Annotated in this window: 14 protein-coding genes; 9 read left to right on the top strand and 5 right to left on the bottom strand. The window is 73.9% G+C overall.

Features of this window, described 5'->3' with window-relative positions; translation table 11 throughout:
- Positions 1-167: 167 nt before the first annotated feature.
- The 5 genes from PV350_RS33510 to PV350_RS33490 form a co-directional block, all read right to left on the bottom strand.
- The gene (locus PV350_RS33510) at positions 168-1,010 is read right to left on the bottom strand and encodes an EamA family transporter (RefSeq protein WP_499512287.1); all 843 of its coding nucleotides are present in this window, start codon (positions 1,008-1,010) and stop codon (positions 168-170) included.
- Positions 1,007-1,492: a YbaK/EbsC family protein gene (locus tag PV350_RS33505; protein WP_499512286.1), complete on the bottom strand. Its 486-nt coding sequence runs from the start codon at positions 1,490-1,492 to the stop codon at positions 1,007-1,009. Before PV350_RS33505 ends, PV350_RS33510 begins: the two co-directional genes overlap by 4 nt.
- Positions 1,493-1,546: 54 nt before the next feature.
- Positions 1,547-3,166, bottom strand: coding sequence for a penicillin-binding transpeptidase domain-containing protein (locus PV350_RS33500; protein ID WP_499512285.1), 1,620 nt, complete (start codon positions 3,164-3,166; stop codon positions 1,547-1,549).
- 167 nt (positions 3,167-3,333) lie between these two features.
- Entirely contained in the window at positions 3,334-5,754 is a 2,421-nt protein-coding gene (locus tag PV350_RS33495) for a SpoIIE family protein phosphatase (protein ID WP_499512284.1), read from the bottom strand.
- 91 nt (positions 5,755-5,845) lie between these two features.
- Positions 5,846-7,576 carry a dolichyl-phosphate-mannose--protein mannosyltransferase gene (locus tag PV350_RS33490; protein WP_500337404.1) on the bottom strand — a complete coding sequence of 577 codons (1,731 nt, stop codon included), beginning with the start codon at positions 7,574-7,576 and terminating at the stop codon, positions 5,846-5,848.
- A gap of 90 nt (positions 7,577-7,666) precedes the next feature.
- Between PV350_RS33490 and rsmI the strand changes: the two genes are divergently transcribed.
- The 9 genes from rsmI (at position 7,667) to PV350_RS33445 (ending at position 18,050) form a co-directional block, all read left to right on the top strand.
- On the top strand, positions 7,667-8,551 hold the full coding sequence (rsmI, locus tag PV350_RS33485) for a 16S rRNA (cytidine(1402)-2'-O)-methyltransferase (RefSeq protein ID WP_499512282.1): 885 nt from the start codon (positions 7,667-7,669) through the stop codon (positions 8,549-8,551).
- A 191-nt stretch (positions 8,552-8,742) separates the two neighbouring features.
- Positions 8,743-9,141, top strand: a complete 399-nt coding sequence (locus tag PV350_RS33480) for a hypothetical protein (protein WP_499512281.1) — start codon at positions 8,743-8,745, stop codon at positions 9,139-9,141.
- Between the two features lie 31 nt (positions 9,142-9,172).
- A complete protein-coding gene (locus PV350_RS33475; protein WP_499512280.1) occupies positions 9,173-10,078 on the top strand; it encodes a TatD family hydrolase in 906 nt (301 codons plus the stop codon).
- A gap of 231 nt (positions 10,079-10,309) precedes the next feature.
- Entirely contained in the window at positions 10,310-11,557 is a 1,248-nt protein-coding gene (locus PV350_RS33470) for a resuscitation-promoting factor (RefSeq protein WP_499512279.1), read from the top strand.
- A 39-nt stretch (positions 11,558-11,596) separates the two neighbouring features.
- Positions 11,597-12,490, top strand: a complete 894-nt coding sequence (rsmA, locus tag PV350_RS33465; RefSeq protein WP_499512278.1) for a 16S rRNA (adenine(1518)-N(6)/adenine(1519)-N(6))-dimethyltransferase RsmA — start codon at positions 11,597-11,599, stop codon at positions 12,488-12,490.
- 106 nt (positions 12,491-12,596) lie between these two features.
- On the top strand, positions 12,597-13,532 hold the full coding sequence (locus PV350_RS33460; RefSeq protein ID WP_499512277.1) for a 4-(cytidine 5'-diphospho)-2-C-methyl-D-erythritol kinase: 936 nt from the start codon (positions 12,597-12,599) through the stop codon (positions 13,530-13,532).
- An 82-nt stretch (positions 13,533-13,614) separates the two neighbouring features.
- Complete coding sequence (locus PV350_RS33455; protein ID WP_500337403.1) at positions 13,615-14,916, top strand: acyltransferase family protein; 1,302 nt, start codon at positions 13,615-13,617, stop codon at positions 14,914-14,916.
- A gap of 50 nt (positions 14,917-14,966) precedes the next feature.
- Complete coding sequence (locus PV350_RS33450) at positions 14,967-16,145, top strand: hypothetical protein (protein WP_500337402.1); 1,179 nt, start codon at positions 14,967-14,969, stop codon at positions 16,143-16,145.
- A 114-nt stretch (positions 16,146-16,259) separates the two neighbouring features.
- Positions 16,260-18,050: an ABC-F family ATP-binding cassette domain-containing protein gene (locus PV350_RS33445; RefSeq protein ID WP_500328991.1), complete on the top strand. Its 1,791-nt coding sequence runs from the start codon at positions 16,260-16,262 to the stop codon at positions 18,048-18,050.
- Positions 18,051-18,326: the final 276 nt, after the last annotated feature.

Genomic DNA, 18,326 nt, shown 5'->3' with positions numbered 1-18,326 from the left:
CTTGATATCTTTGTTTCTTTTCTCTGTATTGTGTCTTGTTGTTTTTTTTATATACGATGCGGCCCCCCAGCGACTCCGCGCGCCTTATCGGCGGGCGCGCAAGAGTTGTATAAGAGACAGGCGCAACGCACCCGCGCACAACCACCGGGCCACAGACGAACGCGCCGTCACACGTGAAGCATGAGCCCGATCCCTGCCACGACCACAAGCGCCGCGACGATGCGCGGGCGCCCCAGCCGCTCCTTGAAGAAGACCGCCCCGATGACCGCCCCCGCGATGATGGAGGTCTCCCGGAGGGCGGCGATCGGCGCGAGGGCGCCCCGCGTCTGGGCCCACAGGACGAGGCCGTACGCGGACATGGACAGTGCCCCGCCGAGCAGCCCGCGGGCGGCGACCGGGCGCAGCTGCGCGGGGAGCGCGGCGCGGCGCACCGCGAGGGCGCAGCACACGAGCAGGACGCCCTGGATGAGCAGGAGCCAGGCGACGTAGCCCAGGGCGGTGCCGGACGCGCGGACGCCGACCCCGTCGACCACGGTGTACGCCGCGATGGTCAGCCCGGTGCCCACGGCCGCGCCCACCGCCGGCCAGTCCTTGCTGCGGCCGCGCATGCCCCACAGGGCGGCCCCGCCCAGCCCGGCGGAGGCGACGAGGACGCCCGCGGTCTGCAGGGCGTCCGGCACCTCGCCCACGAAGACCGCCGCCAGCAGCGTCACGACCATGGGGGCGACACCGCGCGCGATGGGGTAGACCTGCCCGAAGTCCCCCAGCGTGAAGGACTTCATCAGCAGGTACATGTACGCCATGTGGATCCCCACCGACACGATCAGGTAGGGCCAGGCGTCCCCCGCGGGCAGCGGGGCGAACCCGGCGATCGCCGCGCCGCAGATCGCTCCGCCGCCCCCGACGAGGGTGAACGCGACGAGCTGGTCCTTGATGCCGTGGGCGATGGCGTTCCACGCCGCGTGGGTGACCGCCGCGAGCAGGACGGCCGCCGCTATCAGGGGCGTCACGCGGTGCGTTCGCGGACGTCGGCGAGGGTCGCCCCGGCGTGCCCGACCAGTTCGGCCGGGGCCATGGGGAAGACGGTGTGCGGGGTGCCGGCGGCCGCCCACACGGTGCCGTGCGCCAGCAGCCCCCGGTCGGCGAGGACGGTGGTGCGGGTCCGGTGCCCGAAGGGGGGTACGCCGCCGATGGCGTACCCCGTGGTCTCGCGCACCAGGTCCGCGTCGGCCCGGCGTACCTCGCCCGCGCCGAGTTCGGCGCGGACCCGCTCCACGTCGACCCGGGACGCGCCGTCCATCAGCACCAGCACCGGGACCCCGTCCGCCGCGAAGATCAGGGACTTGACGATCTGGCCGAGCTCGCAGCCGATCGCCGCGGCGGCCTGCGCCGCGGTGCGGGTCGCGTCCGGGAAGGCGCGCACGGGTACCTGGAGCCCCAGCGCGGTGAGTGCCTCCGCGAACCGGGGATGGGCTGCAGCTGATGTCGACATGACCAGCACGCTAGCCCTCGGCGGGGCCGGGGTGCCAAGCCATTTGCGGGCGGGTCACGAGGCGGCCTTCAGCACCGAGGCCACGATCGGCCCGGCGGAGTCGCCGCCGTGCCCGCCCTCCAGGACCATCCCGGCGGCGGCGACGTCACCGCGGTAGGCGAGGAACCACCCGTTGGGCTGCTCCTGGCCGCCGACCTCCGCGGAGCCGGTCTTGGCGCCGACGTCGCCGTAGACCCCGCGCATCGCGCCGGCGGCGGTGCCGCTCGACGCGGTCAGCCGCATCATCGACTTGAGGTTGCTCCGTACGCCGGACGGGAGGGCGCTGCCCGCCTTCGCCAGCGGACCCTCGATCAGGCCGGCGGCCACCAGCCGGGGCTGGCGGAACACCCCGTTCTGCACGGTGGCGGCGACGGAGGCCATGTTGAGCGGGCTCATCTGTATCTGGCCCTGGCCGATCATCTCCTCCGTCATCTCGTCGCCCGGGCCGCCGGGGACGCGGCCGTCCCAGGCCGGGACGCCGACGTTCCAGGTCCGGCCGAAGCCGTAGTAGCGCTGGGCGACCGAGGGGACCGAGGACTCGTCGAGGTGGCCGGCGAGCTTGATGAAGCCGGTGTTGCAGGAGATCGCGAAGTCCCGCTGGAAGGTGGCCGAGGGGTCGGAGGAGCTCTCCACGTTGTGGAACATCTTGCCGTTGTCGAAGTTCGCGGTCGCCGGGCACGGCGCCGGGGTGCCCGGGGACACGCCCTTTTCCAGCAGGGCGGTCGCGGTGACGACCTTGAAGGTGGAGCCGGGGGCGACCTGCGCGTTGAAGGCGTTGTTGTTGTCGCTCGCCGGGTTGTTGGCGAAGGCGAGGATCTCGCCCGTGCCGGTCCTGACCGCGGCGACCGAGGACTGGCTGCTGCGCTTGACCGCCTGCTCGGCGGCCTTCTGCAGCGTCGCGTCCAAGGTGGTGGGGAGCTTCGCGGCCGTGCCCTTGGTGATCACGTGCAGCGTCTGCCCGGGGCCGTCGGCGCCGTTCACCCAGGTCTCGATGCCCGGCTTGCCGCCGGAGAGCTTGGCCCCGTAGCGCTCGCGCAGCTGCGGCAGCACCGAGGCCAGGGACGGGTAGTCGTCGGCGTCCAGCTCCTTGCCGTTGCGGTCGACGACGACCACCGGCGGCGAGGCGGCCTCACCGGTCTCCAGCGACTGACCTTCCGTCAGTTTGGGGTGCAGCACCGCGGGTTCCCAGTCGACCAGGGGGCGATGGGTGGTCTCGCCGCGGAAGACGGTGAGGGCCGAGGAGTACGTCCACGTGGAGGACTTGCCCTGGTAGGAGAGCGAGGCCACGACCTTGAACGGCACCACGGCCCCCTGGGCCGTGCCCGGCGTCAGCCGTACGCGGGCGACGTGCGCCTGCTCCCGGTACGCGGACAGGTCCCCGGAGGCCGCCGCCGCGTGGTTGGTGAGGGCCCCTGCCGCGGTGGTGTCCCCCTTGGCCCACGCGGCCAGGAAGTCCGCGGCGGTCTTCTTCACCTCCGCCGCGGTCGGCGGCCCGGTCTCCACCGGGGCGGCCTCCGTGGCGAAACCGCCGCCCCCGGCCAGCCCGTTGTAGATGTTGTACGCCCCGTACCCCGCGGTCCCCACCAGTCCCGCGGTCAGCGTGGCGACGATCCCCAGCTTCACACCTCGGCGCATGGCACCGACCCTCCCCGTGGTCCCCCTGAACGTGTTCAAAAATGAGGCAATGCAAGCGCACTCTACGGGACGGAGAGGGACCTGAGGCTGTCGACCGGGTCACAGCTTCGGCACGCGCTTCCCATCGATCGGGAAAGTCCGCCGGTCGGGGCCATCGCGCGGCGGGGTCACCGTTCCGGCCCCGGCGGCAGCCGTTCCTCGTCGGTGAGGGCCAGTTCCGCCCAGACGATCTTGCCTCCCGCGGTCCTGCGGACACCCCACCGCGTGCACAGCTCCGCGACGATCAGCATGCCCCGGCCGCCCTCGTCGGTGGGGTCGGGACGGCGCGGCAGCGGCGGGCCCGGACCGGCGTCGAAGACCTCGCAGGCCAGCTTCATATGCCGGATGAGCCGCATCCGTACGGGTCCCGCCCCGTGCAGGACGGCGTTGGCCAGCAACTCCGCGACGATCTGCTCGGCGGCCGCCCGCAGCCGGTCCAGCCCCCAGACGGACAGCTGCCGGGCCGCCTCGGCCCGCACCCGTCCGACCGCGGCCGGATCGGCGGGCACCTCCACGGTGAACACCCGGTCGGGGCTCAGCCGGCAGGTCTTGGCCAGCAGCAGGGCGACGTCGTCGTCCTGCCCGCGCTTGGGCAGCAGGTCGACCACCGCGGTGCACAGGTCCTCCAGCGACGTGCCCGGCGGCCGGCTGAGCGCGGTCCGCAGGCGCTCCAGACCCTCGTCGATGTCACCGTCCCGGGTCTCCACGAGCCCGTCGGTGTACAGGGCGATCACGCTCCCCGCGGGCACTTCCAGGTCGACCGACGGGAAGGACCGCAGTCCCACGCCCAGTGGCGCGCCGGCGGGGATCTCCGGGAAGGCCGCCGTGCCGTCCGGGGTGATGATCACCGGCGGCGGATGCCCGGCCCGGGCGATGGTCAGGCGCTCGTCGGTGGGGTCGTAGACCGCGTACAGGCAGGTGGCGCCGAGGATGCCGGCGGCGGGCGAGGGCTCGTCGGAGTCCTCGAAACCCAGCCGGACGACGAGGTCGTCCAGCGCGGACAGCAGCCGGTCGGGGGGCAGGTCCAGGCCGGCGAGGGTGCTCACCGCCGTGCGGATCCGCCCCATGGCCGCGGCGGCGTTGAGCCCGTGCCCGACGACGTCCCCGACGACCAGGGCCACCCGGGCACCGGACAGCCGGATCACGTCGAACCAGTCGCCGCCCACGCCGTCCTGCGTGTCCGCCGGGAGGTAGCGCCAGATCGTCTCCAGGGAGAACCCGGCGCTCGGGTTGCGGGGGAGCAGGCTGCGCTGCAGCGTCAGGGCCATGGTGTGCTCGCGCGTGTAGCGGCGGGCGTTGTCCAGGCTGAGGGCGGCCCGGCTGACCAGCTCCTCCGCCAGCGTCCTGTCGTTCTCGTCGAACGGCGTGGGGTTCTCGCTGCGGACGAGCACGGCGACACCCAGGATCTCGTCCCGCGCGACAACCGGGAGGATCAGCAGGCTGTGCATCCCGAGGTCGAGGACCCGCTCCAGTCGCCGCGGGTCCTCCTCCAGCCACGTGCCGGGCTCGGTGTCCAGCTCCGTCTCCATGTACGTCCGGCCGGAGCTCAGCACCTCGATGAACGGCGAGTGCGGGGGGACGAAGACGGGGCTGCCGCGTGCGTAGAGCGACTCCCGGAAGTCGTGGTGGACCGAGGCGATCCCCGCCCGGTGGAAGACGGGGACGTTGCCGTCCTCCAGCGGGCCGAGCCGGGTGAGCGGGGCGTCACCGAGCCGCACCGATTCCGCGAGGTCGATCGTCGCGTAGTCGGCGAGCAGCGGCACCAGCAGATCGGCGAGGTCCTGCGCGGTCTGCAGGACGTCCAGGTTGGTCCCGATGCTGGTCGCCGCGCGGCCGAGCACGGTCATGCGGTCCCTGGCCCGCCGGCTCTCGGTGACGTCCACGTTGACCGAGCAGACGCCGGCCCGGCCGTGGCGGACGTCCTCGATGCGGAAGACGGAGAGTGCGTAGGCGCGGTGCCGCAGCCGGTCCAGCTGGCTCAGCTCCCGGTCGATCACCGGGACGCCGCTCTCCAGGACCTCGCGCAGCAGGGCCTCGACCTGCTCGGTGTTCGAGTAGAGCGGTGACTCGTCCAGGTGCCGGCCCAGGCGCTCCTCCCGGGAGAGGCCGAACGCCTCGGCCAGGGCGTCGTTCAGCCACGCGGTGCGCAGGTCGCTGTCCCAGATCGCCATCGGGAAGGGGCACAGCTCCGCGGCCGACTCCAGCACGGACGCAGGCACCCCGGCCGTCGCGACCAGCCAGTCCGTCGTGCCCGAGGCCCCCGGCAACCCGGTCACCCGCAGGTCCACGTCCAGCAGCCCGCCGTCGCGGTGCCGCAGCGCGACCGGACCGGCCCACTCCCACGTGAACCCCCGCGGCCCGCCCGCCGGGCCGTCCAGCAGCATCGAGGCCGGCCTGCCCAGGACGTCCGCCGCCGCGTACCCCAGCAGCCTCCGCGCGACCTCGGTCCAGCGGACGAGGACCCCCTCCGCGTCGACCACCGCCAGAGCCGCGCCGACGCTGTCGAGCGCCGACGCCTGACCGGGCACGTTGCGATCGGGGGCGGACATACGTGACATTCCCTCGGGGTTCACGCTAGGTCCGTGGTCGTCCCCCTGCAAACGGTCACCGAGCAGGTCAGCGGCCCCGCGGCCGGGCGGGTCAGATCCAGGTGTCCAGCCACATCCGGTCGCGCCAGGCGTCCATGGGGATCGTCTGCCCGGTGTAGAGCGGGAAGAAGTAGATGAAGTTCCAGACGATCAGCAGCACCAGCGTGCCCGCGCCGACCGCGCCCCACATGCGGCGGCGTTCGCTCGCGCCGGGGGGTCCGAGGAGCGCGCCGAGCATCATCGCGAGCGCGAGGCAGAGGAAGGGCACGAAGACGACCGCGTAGAAGAGGAAGATCGTCCGGTCCTGGTAGAGGAACCACGGCAGGTACCCGGCCGCGATGCCGCAGGCGATCGCACCGGCGCGCCAGTCGCGGCGGAAGATCCAGCGGTACAGGACGTACAGCAGGGCGAAGCACCCGGCCCACCACAGCAGCGGGGTGCCGATCGCGAGCACCTCGCGGGCGCAGCCGCCGGCCGCGGTGCAGCCGTCCTCGCCGAGCTTGGGGGACTCGTAGAAGTACGACACCGGGCGGCCCAGGACCAGCCAGCTCCACGGGTTGGACTGGTAGGTGTGCGGGGAGTGCAGGTTGACGTGGAAGTCGTACACCTGCGACTCGTAGTGCCACAGGCTGCGCAGCGCCGCCCAGGACCGGGAGGGGAAGCCGCCGTCGCTCTTGGCCCAGTCACGGTCGTAGCCCTTGTCGGTGGTGAACCAGCCGAGCCAGGACAGCAGGTAGGTGACGACGGCGACGCCGACCACGGACAGGCCCGCCCACAGCCCGTCCAGCCAGAACGCCGTCAGCCGGGGGTGGCGGGCACCCGCCAGGCGGCGGGCGCCGGCGTCCCACAGCACGGTGAGGACGCCGAACAGCGCCAGCACGTACAGGCCGTTCCACTTGGTGCCGATGGCCAGGCCCAGGCAGATCCCGGCCGCGATCCGCCACGGGCGGACGCCCAGCCACGTGAAGGAGGCGACGCGGTCGTCAGGGCGTCCCTCGGGCAGGGCGGCGGCGAGCCGGGCCCGTGCGCGGTCCCGGTCGATCAGCAGGCAGCCGAAGGCGGCCAGCACGAAGAACATGACGACGAGGTCGAGCAGGGCGACGCGGCTCATGACGAAGTGCAGGCCGTCGACCGCCATCAGGCCGCCCGCGAGGCAGCCCAGCGCGGTCGAGCGGAACAGCCGGCGGCCGATCCGGCAGAGCATCAGCACCGACAGCGTCCCGAGCACCGCCATCGCGAAGCGCCAGCCGAAGGGGTTCAGCCCGAAGATCCACTCACCGGAGGCGATCACCCACTTGCCGACCGGCGGGTGCACCACGTACGAGGGGGCGTCGGAGAGCGGGATGGAGGGCGGGGTGGCGAGGATCAGGTCGTTGGCCTTGTCCGGCCAGCTGCCCTCGTAGCCGTACTGCAGGAGCGACCAGGCGTCCTTCGCGTAGTACGTCTCGTCGAATATCACCGCGTGCGGGCTGCCCAGGTTCCAGAACCGCAGCAGGCCCGCGAAGAACGCCACAAGCAGCGGCCCGCCCCAGCCCGTCCAGCGGGCCAGCCGGCGCGCCGTCGCCGGGCCCACGCCGAGCGCTGCCCACGCCCGTGTCCCCGGCTCGGGGAACGGCGGGACCAGGCGCTCGCGCACGTCGGGGCGCGGGCGGTCCACGTAGCCGAAGCGGCGCAGCTGCCGCTGCCAGGGGCTCTGCTCCTCCGCGGCCTTGGGGGCGTCCTCGACCCGGTGCGCATGCGTCGCGGTGTCACTCGTCACCGGGCCATCGTAGGGAAGCCGCATGTGTATGTGCTGAGGACCGGGCCAACCGGGGGTACGCCGCCGTGCCGCGGCAGGCCCGGCCGGGTGTGCCGCGGATGGGAGACTGGGGCGGTGACTAGCTCCGCAGGACCGGCCGCAGGCGTACTCGTGCTCGCAGGGACCCCCATCGGTGACGTCGCCGACGCGCCGCCCCGGCTCTCCGCGGAGCTGGCCGGGGCCGACGTGATCGCCGCCGAGGACACCCGGCGGCTGCGCCGGCTCACCCAGTCCCTGGGCGTGACCACCACCGCCCGGGTCGTGTCCTACTTCGAGGGCAACGAGACGGCCCGCACCCCGGAGCTGGTCACGGCGCTGGAGGAGGGCGCCCGGGTGCTGCTCGTCACCGACGCCGGGATGCCCTCGGTCTCCGACCCCGGCTACCGGCTGGTCGCGGCCGCCGTCGAGCGCGACATCCGGGTGACGGCCGTCCCCGGACCGTCCGCCGTGCTGACCGCGCTCGCCCTCAGCGGCCTGCCCGTGGACCGCTTCTGCTTCGAGGGCTTCCCGCCCCGCAAGGCCGGCGAGCGGCGGGCCCGGCTGGGCGAGGCCGCGGGGGAGCGGCGCACCCTGGTGTACTTCGAGGCCCCGCACCGCCTCGCCGACACCCTCGCGGCGATGGCCGAGGCCTTCGGCGCCGGGCGCCGGGCCGCCGTCTGCCGCGAGCTGACCAAGACCTACGAGGAGGTCCGGCGCGGTCCCCTGGAGGAACTGGCGGCCTGGGCCGCCGAGGGGGTGCGCGGGGAGATCACCATCGTCGTCGAGGGCGCCCCGGAGACCGGGCCGCAGGAACTGGACGCCGCCGAGCTGGTGCGCCGGGTCCGGGTCCGTGAGGAGGCGGGGGAGCGGCGCAAGGAGGCGATCGCGGCCGTGGCGACGGAGGCGGGGCTGCCCAAGCGGGAGGTCTTCGACGCCGTGGTGTCCGCGAAGCACGCCGCGAACCAGCCCACAACCGGCTAAACGCGGCGCGGTGCAAAGTCCTATCGTAGGAGAGGGAAAAACCTGGGCCGCCTGCTCGGCCCCGCGTCACATACTCCCCAAAACTGGCTCAAGAAAGGGCACCCCCGCTATCGCCGGCGCCTTCCCGGGCGTTCGCTGATGGAGGGAAGTCCCGCTCCGGACGCCTCGTCCGGAGGGCAACAGGAGCTGCCATGAGCGAGACCATCGGAACCGATGGCACGGTTCGTGAGGCGTACGCCTTCGTCTGCATCAGCTGCGGACGGGGATGGGAGCAGGCGTACGAGATCGAGCACCACGTCGACGCGCAGGGTCACGAGGTCGTCTGGTACATGGCGGACGGCAAGCGGGTCCCGTCCCCGCTGACCCGGCCGACGTGCGTGGAGTGCGAGAGCCACAAGGTCCGCATCATGCGGGCCGGACAGGTCTCCGATGTCGCCGGGTCCTGGTCGGCCACCGCGGCCGCCGGTCCCCTGCCCGCGGCCTCCGACATGCGCCGGGTGCCGGCCGCGCCCGCCGTGGAGGACGCAGAGCGCCGCGCACGGCACTGGTCGCCCCGCAACCTGCTGCACCGCAGGAGGGACGCCCGGTAGCCGCCGCGGCCCCCCGCCTAGGATCTGGGGCATGCCCGAGCAGAACCAGAGCCAGAGCCGGCGCCCGAAGAAGGACGCGTCCGCCGCCCCTCCCCTCCCCGAACCGCTCGCGGTCCCGGTGGCGGACTCGCACACCCACCTCGACATGCAGGAGGGCAGCGTCGAGGAGGCGCTGGCGAAGGCGGCGTCCGTCGGCGTGACGACCGTGGTCCAGGTCGGCTGCGACGTCGACGGCTCCCACTGGGCGGCGCGCACCGCCGGGGCGCACGACCAGGTGTGGGCGGCGGTCGCCCTGCACCCCAACGAGGCCCCCCGGATCGTCCACGGCGATCCGGACGGGTGGTCGCGCCAGGGGGCCCGCGAGGCGGGCGGGCTGCCCGCGCTGGACGCCGCCCTCGCGGAGATCGACGCCCTCGCCGCGCTGCCCCAGGTGCGCGGCGTCGGCGAGACCGGGCTGGACTACTTCCGCACCGGGCCCGACGGCGTCGAGGCCCAGCAGTACTCCTTCCGCCGCCACATCGACATCGCCAAACGGCACGGCAAGGCCCTGGTCATCCACGACCGCGAGGCCCACGCCGACGTGCTGCGCATCCTCGACGAGGAGGGCGCGCCCGGCACCGTCGTCTTCCACTGCTACTCCGGCGACGCGGAGATGGCCAAGCTCTGCGCCGACAAGGGCTACTACATGTCCTTCGCCGGCAACGTCACCTACAAGTCCGCCCAGGACCTGCGCGACGCAGTGGCCGTCGCCCCCGCCGAGCTCCTCCTGGTCGAGACCGACGCGCCCTTCCTCACCCCCGTACCGCACCGCGGCCGCCCCAACGCCCCCTACCTGATCCCGGTCACCGTGCGGGCCATGGCCGCCGCCCGGGGTGCCGCGGAGGACGAGCTCGCCGCGGCCATCGGGGCCAACACGGCCCGTGCCTTCGGCTACTGACGCCGCGTCGCACGGTTCGCGCGGTCGGCGTAACGCCGGATGTCCGATTCCGGACGCCCGGTGGCCGCGCCGGCGGCCGCCGGGGGCGGCGCAGGGCGCGCTGACCACGGTCACGATGGGTGTCGCGGCCCCTTCGTCCGGCGACACGGCGTGACCGTCCGGCTTGGGAGAGTGGCGAATCCTCCGCTATGGTCCCGGTTCGGTCCGATCGGACCGGGCCGGAGGTACGCCGTGAGCAACATGAGCAAGGCGGGCACGACGCAGGCCGGAACACGGTCCTACGCGGACGGCCCCTACCGCAGGACACCGGGCACGGCCCCCGCCGACGAGGACGTCGAGCCGCGTCCCGGACGCGCGGCCGCCCGGCGCAGGCGCGCCGCACGGCGCCCGGACGCGCTGAGCAGGCTGCTGCCCCAGGCCCTGGTCGTCGCCTGCCTGGCGGGCGGCAGCACCGCCTACCTCGCCGGCGGCAAGGCCGTGCAGCTCAGCGTGGACGGCCGGCCGAGCACCCTGCACACCTTCGCCGGGAGCGTGGAGGAACTGCTGCAGCGCCAGGGCATCGAGGTCGGCGACCACGACATCGTGGCCCCCGACCCCGACGCGGAGCTGCAGGACGGCGACACCGTCGCCGTCCGGTACGGCCGCCCGATCGCGCTGACCCTCGACGGCCGGCCCCGCCGGATCTGGACCACGGCCGGCACCGTGGACGGCGCCCTGCGCCAGCTGGGCGTGCGCGCGGACGGCGCGTACCTGTCCGCCTCCCGCGGCGAGGCGATCGGGCGGCACGGGCTGGAGCTGGACGTCCGCACCGAACGCCAGGTGACCTTCCTCGTCGACGGCCACGAACGGCCGGTGCGCACCAACGCCGCCACCGTCGGCGAGGCGCTGCGTGACGCCGGCATCGCCCTGCACGGCCTCGACACCACCTCCGCCGACCCCGACAGCTTCCCGCGCGAGGGCCAGACGATCTCCGTCCGGCGCATCCGGGGCCACGACGAGGTCCACGAGGAGCCGGTGCCCTTCCCCGTCGAGCGGACGCAGGACCCCTCGCTGTTCGAGGGCACCACCGCCGTCGACACCCGGGGCAGGAACGGGCTGCGCCGCGTCACGTACGCGTACCGCACGGTCGACGGGGTCCGGCGCAAGCCGCGGCGCATCGCCGAGGAGGTGCTGCGCGAGCCCGTGCGGCAGGTCGTGCGCGTCGGCACCAAGCCGCTCCCCGACAGCGTCCAGGGCGCCGACCACCTCAACTGGAAGGCCCTCGGCCGGTGCGAGGCGGGCGGCCGCCCGAACGCGGTGGACGCCTCCGGCACCTACGGCGGCCTCTACCAGTTCGACCAGCGCACCTGGCGCAACCTGGGCGGCCACGGCCGCCCCCAGGACGCCTCCGCCAAGGAGCAGACGTACCGTGCCAAGCGCCTGTACATCCAGCGCGGTGCCAGCCCCTGGCCGGTGTGCGGCCGCAAGCTCTACTCCTAGCCCGCCGGAGGTCCCGCCGGGCCCGGATACCCTGGAGCGGTGAGCACCACCGACCACTCCGGTCCCGCCGACGACGCCCTGCTCGGCCCCGCCGACATCCGTGAGCTGGCCGCCGCGCTGGGCGTCCGCCCCACCAAGCAGCGCGGCCAGAACTTCGTCATCGACGCGAACACGGTGCGCCGCATCGTGCGCACCGCGGACGTCCGGCCCGACGACGTGGTCGTCGAGGTCGGCCCGGGGCTCGGCTCGCTCACGCTGGCGCTGCTGGAGGTGGCCGAGCACGTCACCGCCGTGGAGATCGACGACGTGCTGGCCGAGGCCCTCCCCTCGACCGTCGCCGCCCGCCTGCCGGGCCGGGCCGGCCGCTTCGCGCTCGTGCACCGCGACGCGCTGCGCGTCGAGGAGCTGCCCGGTCCGCCGCCCACGGCGCTGGTGGCCAACCTGCCGTACAACGTGGCCGTCCCGGTGCTGCTGCACATGCTCGCGACCTTCCCGAGCATCGAGCGCTCCCTGGTCATGGTGCAGTCCGAGGTCGCCGACCGGCTGGCCGCAGGGCCCGGCTCCAAGGTGTACGGGGTGCCCTCGGTGAAGGCGGCCTGGTACGCCGAGGTGAAGCGGGCCGGGGCCATCGGCCGCAACGTCTTCTGGCCCGCCCCGAACGTGGACTCCGGCCTGGTCTCGCTCGTCCGCCGCAAGGAGCCGCTCGCCACCACCGCGACCCGCGAGCAGGTCTTCGCGGTCGTGGACGCCGCCTTCGCGCAGCGCCGCAAGACGCTGCGGGCCGCGCTGGCCGGCTGGGCGGGCTCGGCCGCCGCCGCCGAGGAGGCGCTGGTGGCCGCGGGGGTGTCGCCGCAGGCGCGCGGGGAGGCACTGACCGTGGAGGAGTTCGCGGCGATCGCCGAGCACGGCGGTGGCGGCCGCTCACTGCGGTAACAGAGGGCACAATGGGGGCGCCGCCGTGCCCCACGCACCGAAGGCCCACGCACCGACGGCCCCGCATCGAGTGCGCCACGCTCACGCTCCGAGGAGAACCGCGCAAGTGACCCGCCGACCCGCGTCCGTGACCGTCCGCGTCCCCGCCAAGGTCAACGTCCAGCTCGCGGTGGGCGGACCGCGCCCCGACGGCTTCCACGACCTGGCCAACGTCTTCCTCGCCGTCGGCCTGTACGACGAGGTCACCGTCACTCCCCTGGCCTCCGGCATGGGCGACCCCACCGCCGAGGAGCTGCGGATCACGGTCGCCGGACCGGACGCCGACCAGGTCCCGGCCGACGCGAGCAACCTCGCCGCCCGCGCCGCGACCGCGCTCGCGGCGCGGCACGGGCTGGAGCCGCACGTCCACATCCACATCGCCAAGGACATCCCCGTCGCGGGCGGCATGGCCGGCGGCAGCGCCGACGCGGCGGGCGCCCTGGTCGCCTGCGACGCACTGTGGGGCACCGGCGCGAGCCGCGAGGAGCTGCTCGCGATCTGCGCCGGACTCGGCAGCGACGTCCCGTTCAGCCTGGTGGGCGGCGCCGCCCTCGGCCGGGGCCGCGGCGAGCTGCTGGAGCCGCTGGAGACCGGCGGCACCTTCCACTGGGTCTTCGCCGTCGCCGACGGCGGCTTGTCCACGCCCGAGGTCTACCGCGAGTGCGACCGGCTGCGCGGCGACGCGGAGGTGCCGGAGCCCCAGGCGTCCCCGGCCCTGCTGGAGGCGCTGCGCACCGGTGACGCCGTGGCCCTCGCCGCCTCCCTGGCGAACGACCTCCAGCCGGCCGCGCTCTCCCTGCGCCCCTCGCTGGCCGCGACCCTCGCCGCGGGCGCCGAGGCCGGCTCCCTGGCCACCCTGGTCTCCGGCTCCGGGCCCACCACCGCCTTCCTCGCCAAGGACGCCGAGTCCGCGCAGGCCGTGGCCGGCGCCCTCGCCGCCTCCGGCACCTGCCGCGCGGTACGGGTCACCACCGGCCCCGTGCAGGGCGCGACCCTGCTCTGAGTACCCGTACTCACCGTCTTCCGGGGCGAGTTGAGTAGGGCGGGCCTGACGGAGCGGCGCCCCGGCGCGGGATCGTGCCGTCATGGGGATGACAGCCGGAGAGATCGCCGCGACCACGCCCGCGGCACGGGACCGTTACGTCGACTTCCTGCGGGTGGCGTCGCTGGCCACGGTCGTGCTGGGGCACTGGCTGATGGCGGCGGTGACCACCGGGGCCGGCGGTGGCGTCGAGGTCGGCAACCTGCTGGCGCTGCGCCCGGCGCTGCAACCGCTGACCTGGGTGCTGCAGGTCATGCCGGTGTTCTTCTTCGTCGGCGGCTTCTCGCACGCGCTCTCCTACCGCTCCGTCGCCCGCTCCGGCGGCGGGTACGCGGCCTTCCTGCGGGCCCGGCTGCGCCGGCTGCTGCGGCCGACGATGCTGTTCGTCGCGGTGTGGGCCGCGGGCGCGCTGCTGCTCCCCGTGCCGGACGTGGCGGCGCGACTGGTGGCGCAGCCGCTGTGGTTCATCGGGATCTACCTCGGCATGGTGGCCTTCACCCCGCCGTTGCTGCGGCTGCACGAGCGGTACGGCTGGGGCGCCTTCGTCGCGCTGTCGGCCGGCGCGGCCGTGGTGGACGTGCTGCGCTTCGCCCTCGACGTGGCCTACGTGCCGTTCCTGAACTTCGCCTTCGTCTGGCTCGCGGTGCACCAGTTGGGCTTCCTGCGGGCGGACGGCAGGCTGCGCCTGCCCGCGGCGGCGGCCGCGTGCGGGCTGGCCGGGGCGGTCGCGCTGGTGGCGCTCGGGCCGTACCCGCTGTCCATGGTGGGCATGCCCGGCGAGCGGATCTCGAACATGGCGCCGCCCACGCTCGCCCTGCTCTGCCACGGCGTGTGGCTGGTCGGCGCGGTCGAACTGCTGCGGCGCCCCGCCGCGCGCCTGCTGGAGCGCCCGCGCGTGTGGCGCGGCGTGGTCACCGCGAACGGCATCGCGATGACGGCCTTCCTCTGGCACCTCACGGCCATGCTCGCCGTGTACGGCGCGCTGACCTCCCTGGGCCGCACACTGCCCGCCCCGGCAACCGCCGCCTGGTGGGCCCAGGTGCCGCTGCGCGTGGCGGCCGCGACCGCCCTCACCGCCGCCCTGGTCCCCGTCTTCCGCCGGGCCGAACGCCCCCCGGCCCCGCGCCCCGCCCGGGCGCCGGGCCCGCTCTCCGGCCCTGGTGCCGCGTTCGGCGTCGCCCTCGCGCTGCTGGGCGTCCTCGGCCTGTCCGCCGTCGGCTTCGGCGGCCTCCTCGACGGCCACTCGGCCACCCTGATCGCCTTCCGCGTCACGGCCCCGGCCGCCGTCCTCATGGCCGTCGCCGGCTGGGCCCTGGTGGAGCGGTCGGGCCGCAGCCGGGGCTGAGGACGACACCTCGGCGTGGCCCGCCGTACCGAGGCCGATACGGTCTGCGTGTGAAGCAGCAGATCCTCGCCGAGATCGACGGCATAGCCTGGGACCGGTTCTTCCACGCCTACCAGGTGGCGACCGACACCCCCGGCCATCTGAAGGCCCTGCTCGGCGACGACGAGAAGGCCGCGTCCACCGCGGCGGACCACCTGTGGTCGGCGATCCTGCACCAGGGCACCGTCTGGCCCGCGACGGCACCTGTGGCGAGGATCGCCGCCCGGATGCTGGCGATCCCCGAGATGCGAGAGGGTGCCCTCACCTTCCTGAAGGATGTGGCGGCCGCCGTCGATCTCGCGGACGCCGTTCCCGAGTTGCGGGCCCGGGCGTATCCCGCCGTCCCGGAGTCGGCATCCGCGATCGACACCTGGCTCGCCCGGTACCTCGCCGAGGACGAGGACGGGCAGGTGGATCTCTGGACGGAGGACGGGGAAACGGGCGACCTCGTGCTCACGCGCGCGGCACTCGACTGTTACGACGCGCTCCCCGACCTCTTTGACCCGGTGGCGGAGTTGCTCGACGACCCCGATGCGGACGTCCGCACCGCGGCATGGGCCGCCGCCGCCCCGCTGCTGCGTCATCCGGCGACGGCTCCCCGGGCCGCCGGCCTGAGGGGGCGCCTGGAAGCCCAGGCCCACGCGACCGGGTCCGTCGAGGCACGCGCCTCGCTGCTCCTGGATCTCGGCGAACTGGGCGGTGAGCCCCGTGCCTGGCTGGCCGACCCCGACCCGGCGGTGCGGACGGCCGCCGCGCTCGCGCCCGCTCTGGCGGACGACCCGCACGCGCTGGACGTACTCGTGGACGCGACCCGCTCCCCGCGGGCATTCGACAGGCTCTCCGCGCTGCCCCGCTTCGGTGGCGAGCCTCCGCGCTGGACCCTGGTCGCCGTGCTCTGCGCCCGGGTCATGGACTTCGCCGCACTGTACGAGAGCGCGGCGGCGGCGGTGCCGCTGGGCTTCCGGCTCGCTCCGTGCCCGGACCTGGGGCCGTATCTGCGGGTCGCCTTCCCCGAAGGCCTGCCCGAGGCGCCGACCGCCCAGCAGAGCGCCTTCGCCCGCGATGTCGCGGCCCGTGACGATCTATGGGACGCGGTCAACGGCAACCGGAAGATCACGTTCGCCCGGCTGGGCCTGCCGGACGACCGTGAGGCCTGGCAGCGACTGGGCGCGCGAGGCACGGTCGGCTGACCGGGAGCGGGGCGGGACCACCCGCACTGGTGTCCGGGGGGCGGTCGCCGTACCCGGGGGGTAGGCGGGCCGCACTACCCTGGGAGGTCGTTCTTTCGTAGTGACAGGAGTCCCATGGCCGTCAACCTGGTCAACGTCGAGTCCGTCAGCAAGGTGTACGGAACACGCACCCTGCTGGACGGGATCTCGCTCGGCGTGTCGGAGGGCGACCGCATCGGCGTCGTCGGCCGCAACGGCGACGGGAAGACGACCCTGATCCGGATGCTGGCGAAGCTGGAGGGCCCGGACACCGGGCGGGTGACGCACACCTCGGACCTGCGGCTGGGCGTGCTGACGCAGCACGACAGCCTGGACCCGCAGGCCACCGTCCGGCACGAGGTGGTCGGCGACCGCGCGGACCACGAGTGGGCGGGCGACGCGAAGATCCGGGACGTGCTCACCGGCCTCTTCGGCGGGCTGGACCTGCCCGGCTTCCCGCAGGGGCTGGACACGGTGATCGGGCCGCTCTCCGGTGGTGAGCGCCGCCGGATCGCGCTGGCGAAGCTGCTGATCGCCGAGCAGGACCTGGTCGTGCTCGACGAGCCCACCAACCACCTCGACGTCGAGGGCATCTCCTGGCTGGCCGGCCATCTGCGGGCACGGCGCTCGGCCCTGGTGTGCGTGACCCACGACCGCTGGTTCCTGGACCAGGTCTGCACCCGCATGTGGGACGTGCAGCGCGGTGACGTCCACGAGTACGAGGGCGGTTACAGCGACTACGTCTTCGCCCGCGCCGAGCGCGAGCGGATCGCCGCGACCGAGGAGGTCAAGCGGCAGAACCTGATGCGCAAGGAGCTGGCCTGGCTGCGCCGCGGCGCCCCCGCCCGCACCAGCAAGCCGCGCTTCCGCATCGAGGCGGCCAACGAGCTGATCGCCGACGTGCCGCCGCCGCGTGACAACGCCGAGCTGATGAAGTTCGCGACGACCCGGCTGGGCAGGACCGTCTTCGACCTGGAGAACGTGACCGTGCAGGCCGGGCCCAAGGTGCTGCTGAAGCACCTGACCTGGCAGCTGGGCCCCGGCGACCGGGTCGGCCTGGTCGGCGTCAACGGCGCGGGCAAGACGTCCCTGCTGCGGGCGCTCGCGGACGCCGCCGTCAGCGAGGGCGAGCAGCAGCCGGTGGCCGGCAAGGTGGTGGTCGGCAAGACCGTACGGCTGGCCTACCTGTCGCAGGAGGTCGCCGAACTCGAGCCGTCGCTGCGGGTGCTGCAGGCGGTGGAGTCGGTGCGCGGCCGCGTCGACCTCGGCAAGGGACGGGAGATGACGGCGGGTCAGCTCTGCGAGAAGTTCGGGTTCACCAAGGAGAAGCAGTGGACCCCGGTCGGTGACCTGTCCGGTGGCGAGCGGCGCCGGCTGCAGTTGCTGCGGCTGCTGATGGACGAGCCCAACGTGCTCTTCCTCGACGAGCCCACCAACGACCTGGACATCGAGACCCTGACCCAGCTGGAGGACCTGCTCGACGGCTGGCCCGGCTCGATGGTGGTCATCTCCCACGACCGGTACTTCCTGGAGCGCACCACCGACCGCACCTTCGCCCTGCTCGGCGACGCGACGCTGCGCATGCTGCCGCGCGGCATCGACGAGTACCTGGAGCGGCGCCGCGCCGCCGTCGAGGCCGCCACCCCCGCCCCCGCCCCCGCCAAGCCGAAGGGCGGCGGCGACAGCCGCGCGGCCAAGAAGGAACTGCAGCGCATCGAGCGGCAGCTGGACAAGATCGGCGAGCGGGAGTCGAAGCTGCACGCCGCCATCGCCGAGAACGCCACCGACTTCGAGAAGGTGGCCGAACTCGACATGGAGCTGCGGTCGCTGGCCGCCGAGCGCGAGGAACTGGAGATGCGCTGGCTGGAGCTGGCCGACGAGGTGTAGCAGTGCCGTAACGGTCCTTCGGCGCGGGGCGGAACGGTGCGTCACCGGTGGTACAAAGAGGGTCACCGTCCGCCCCCGCACACCTGTGCCCGAAAGGTGCCCGCTGATGTCGCAGCCGCCGCCTCCCCCCGGCAACCAGCCCGGATTCGGGCCGCAGCCGCCTCAGTACGGTTACCCGCCGCAGCAGCCCAACCCCTACGCCCAGCCGCCGACGCACCCCCCTGCCTCTTAAAAACAACAGCATCCTCCCCGAAAAGAGGCCGATGGGGCACCGGT

The organism is Streptomyces sp. PA03-6a (assembly GCF_033792765.1).
GTDB lineage: Bacteria > Actinomycetota > Actinomycetes > Streptomycetales > Streptomycetaceae > Actinacidiphila.
Note: the sequence above shows the minus strand (reverse complement) of the source record. Positions and strands in the feature narration are given on the sequence as shown.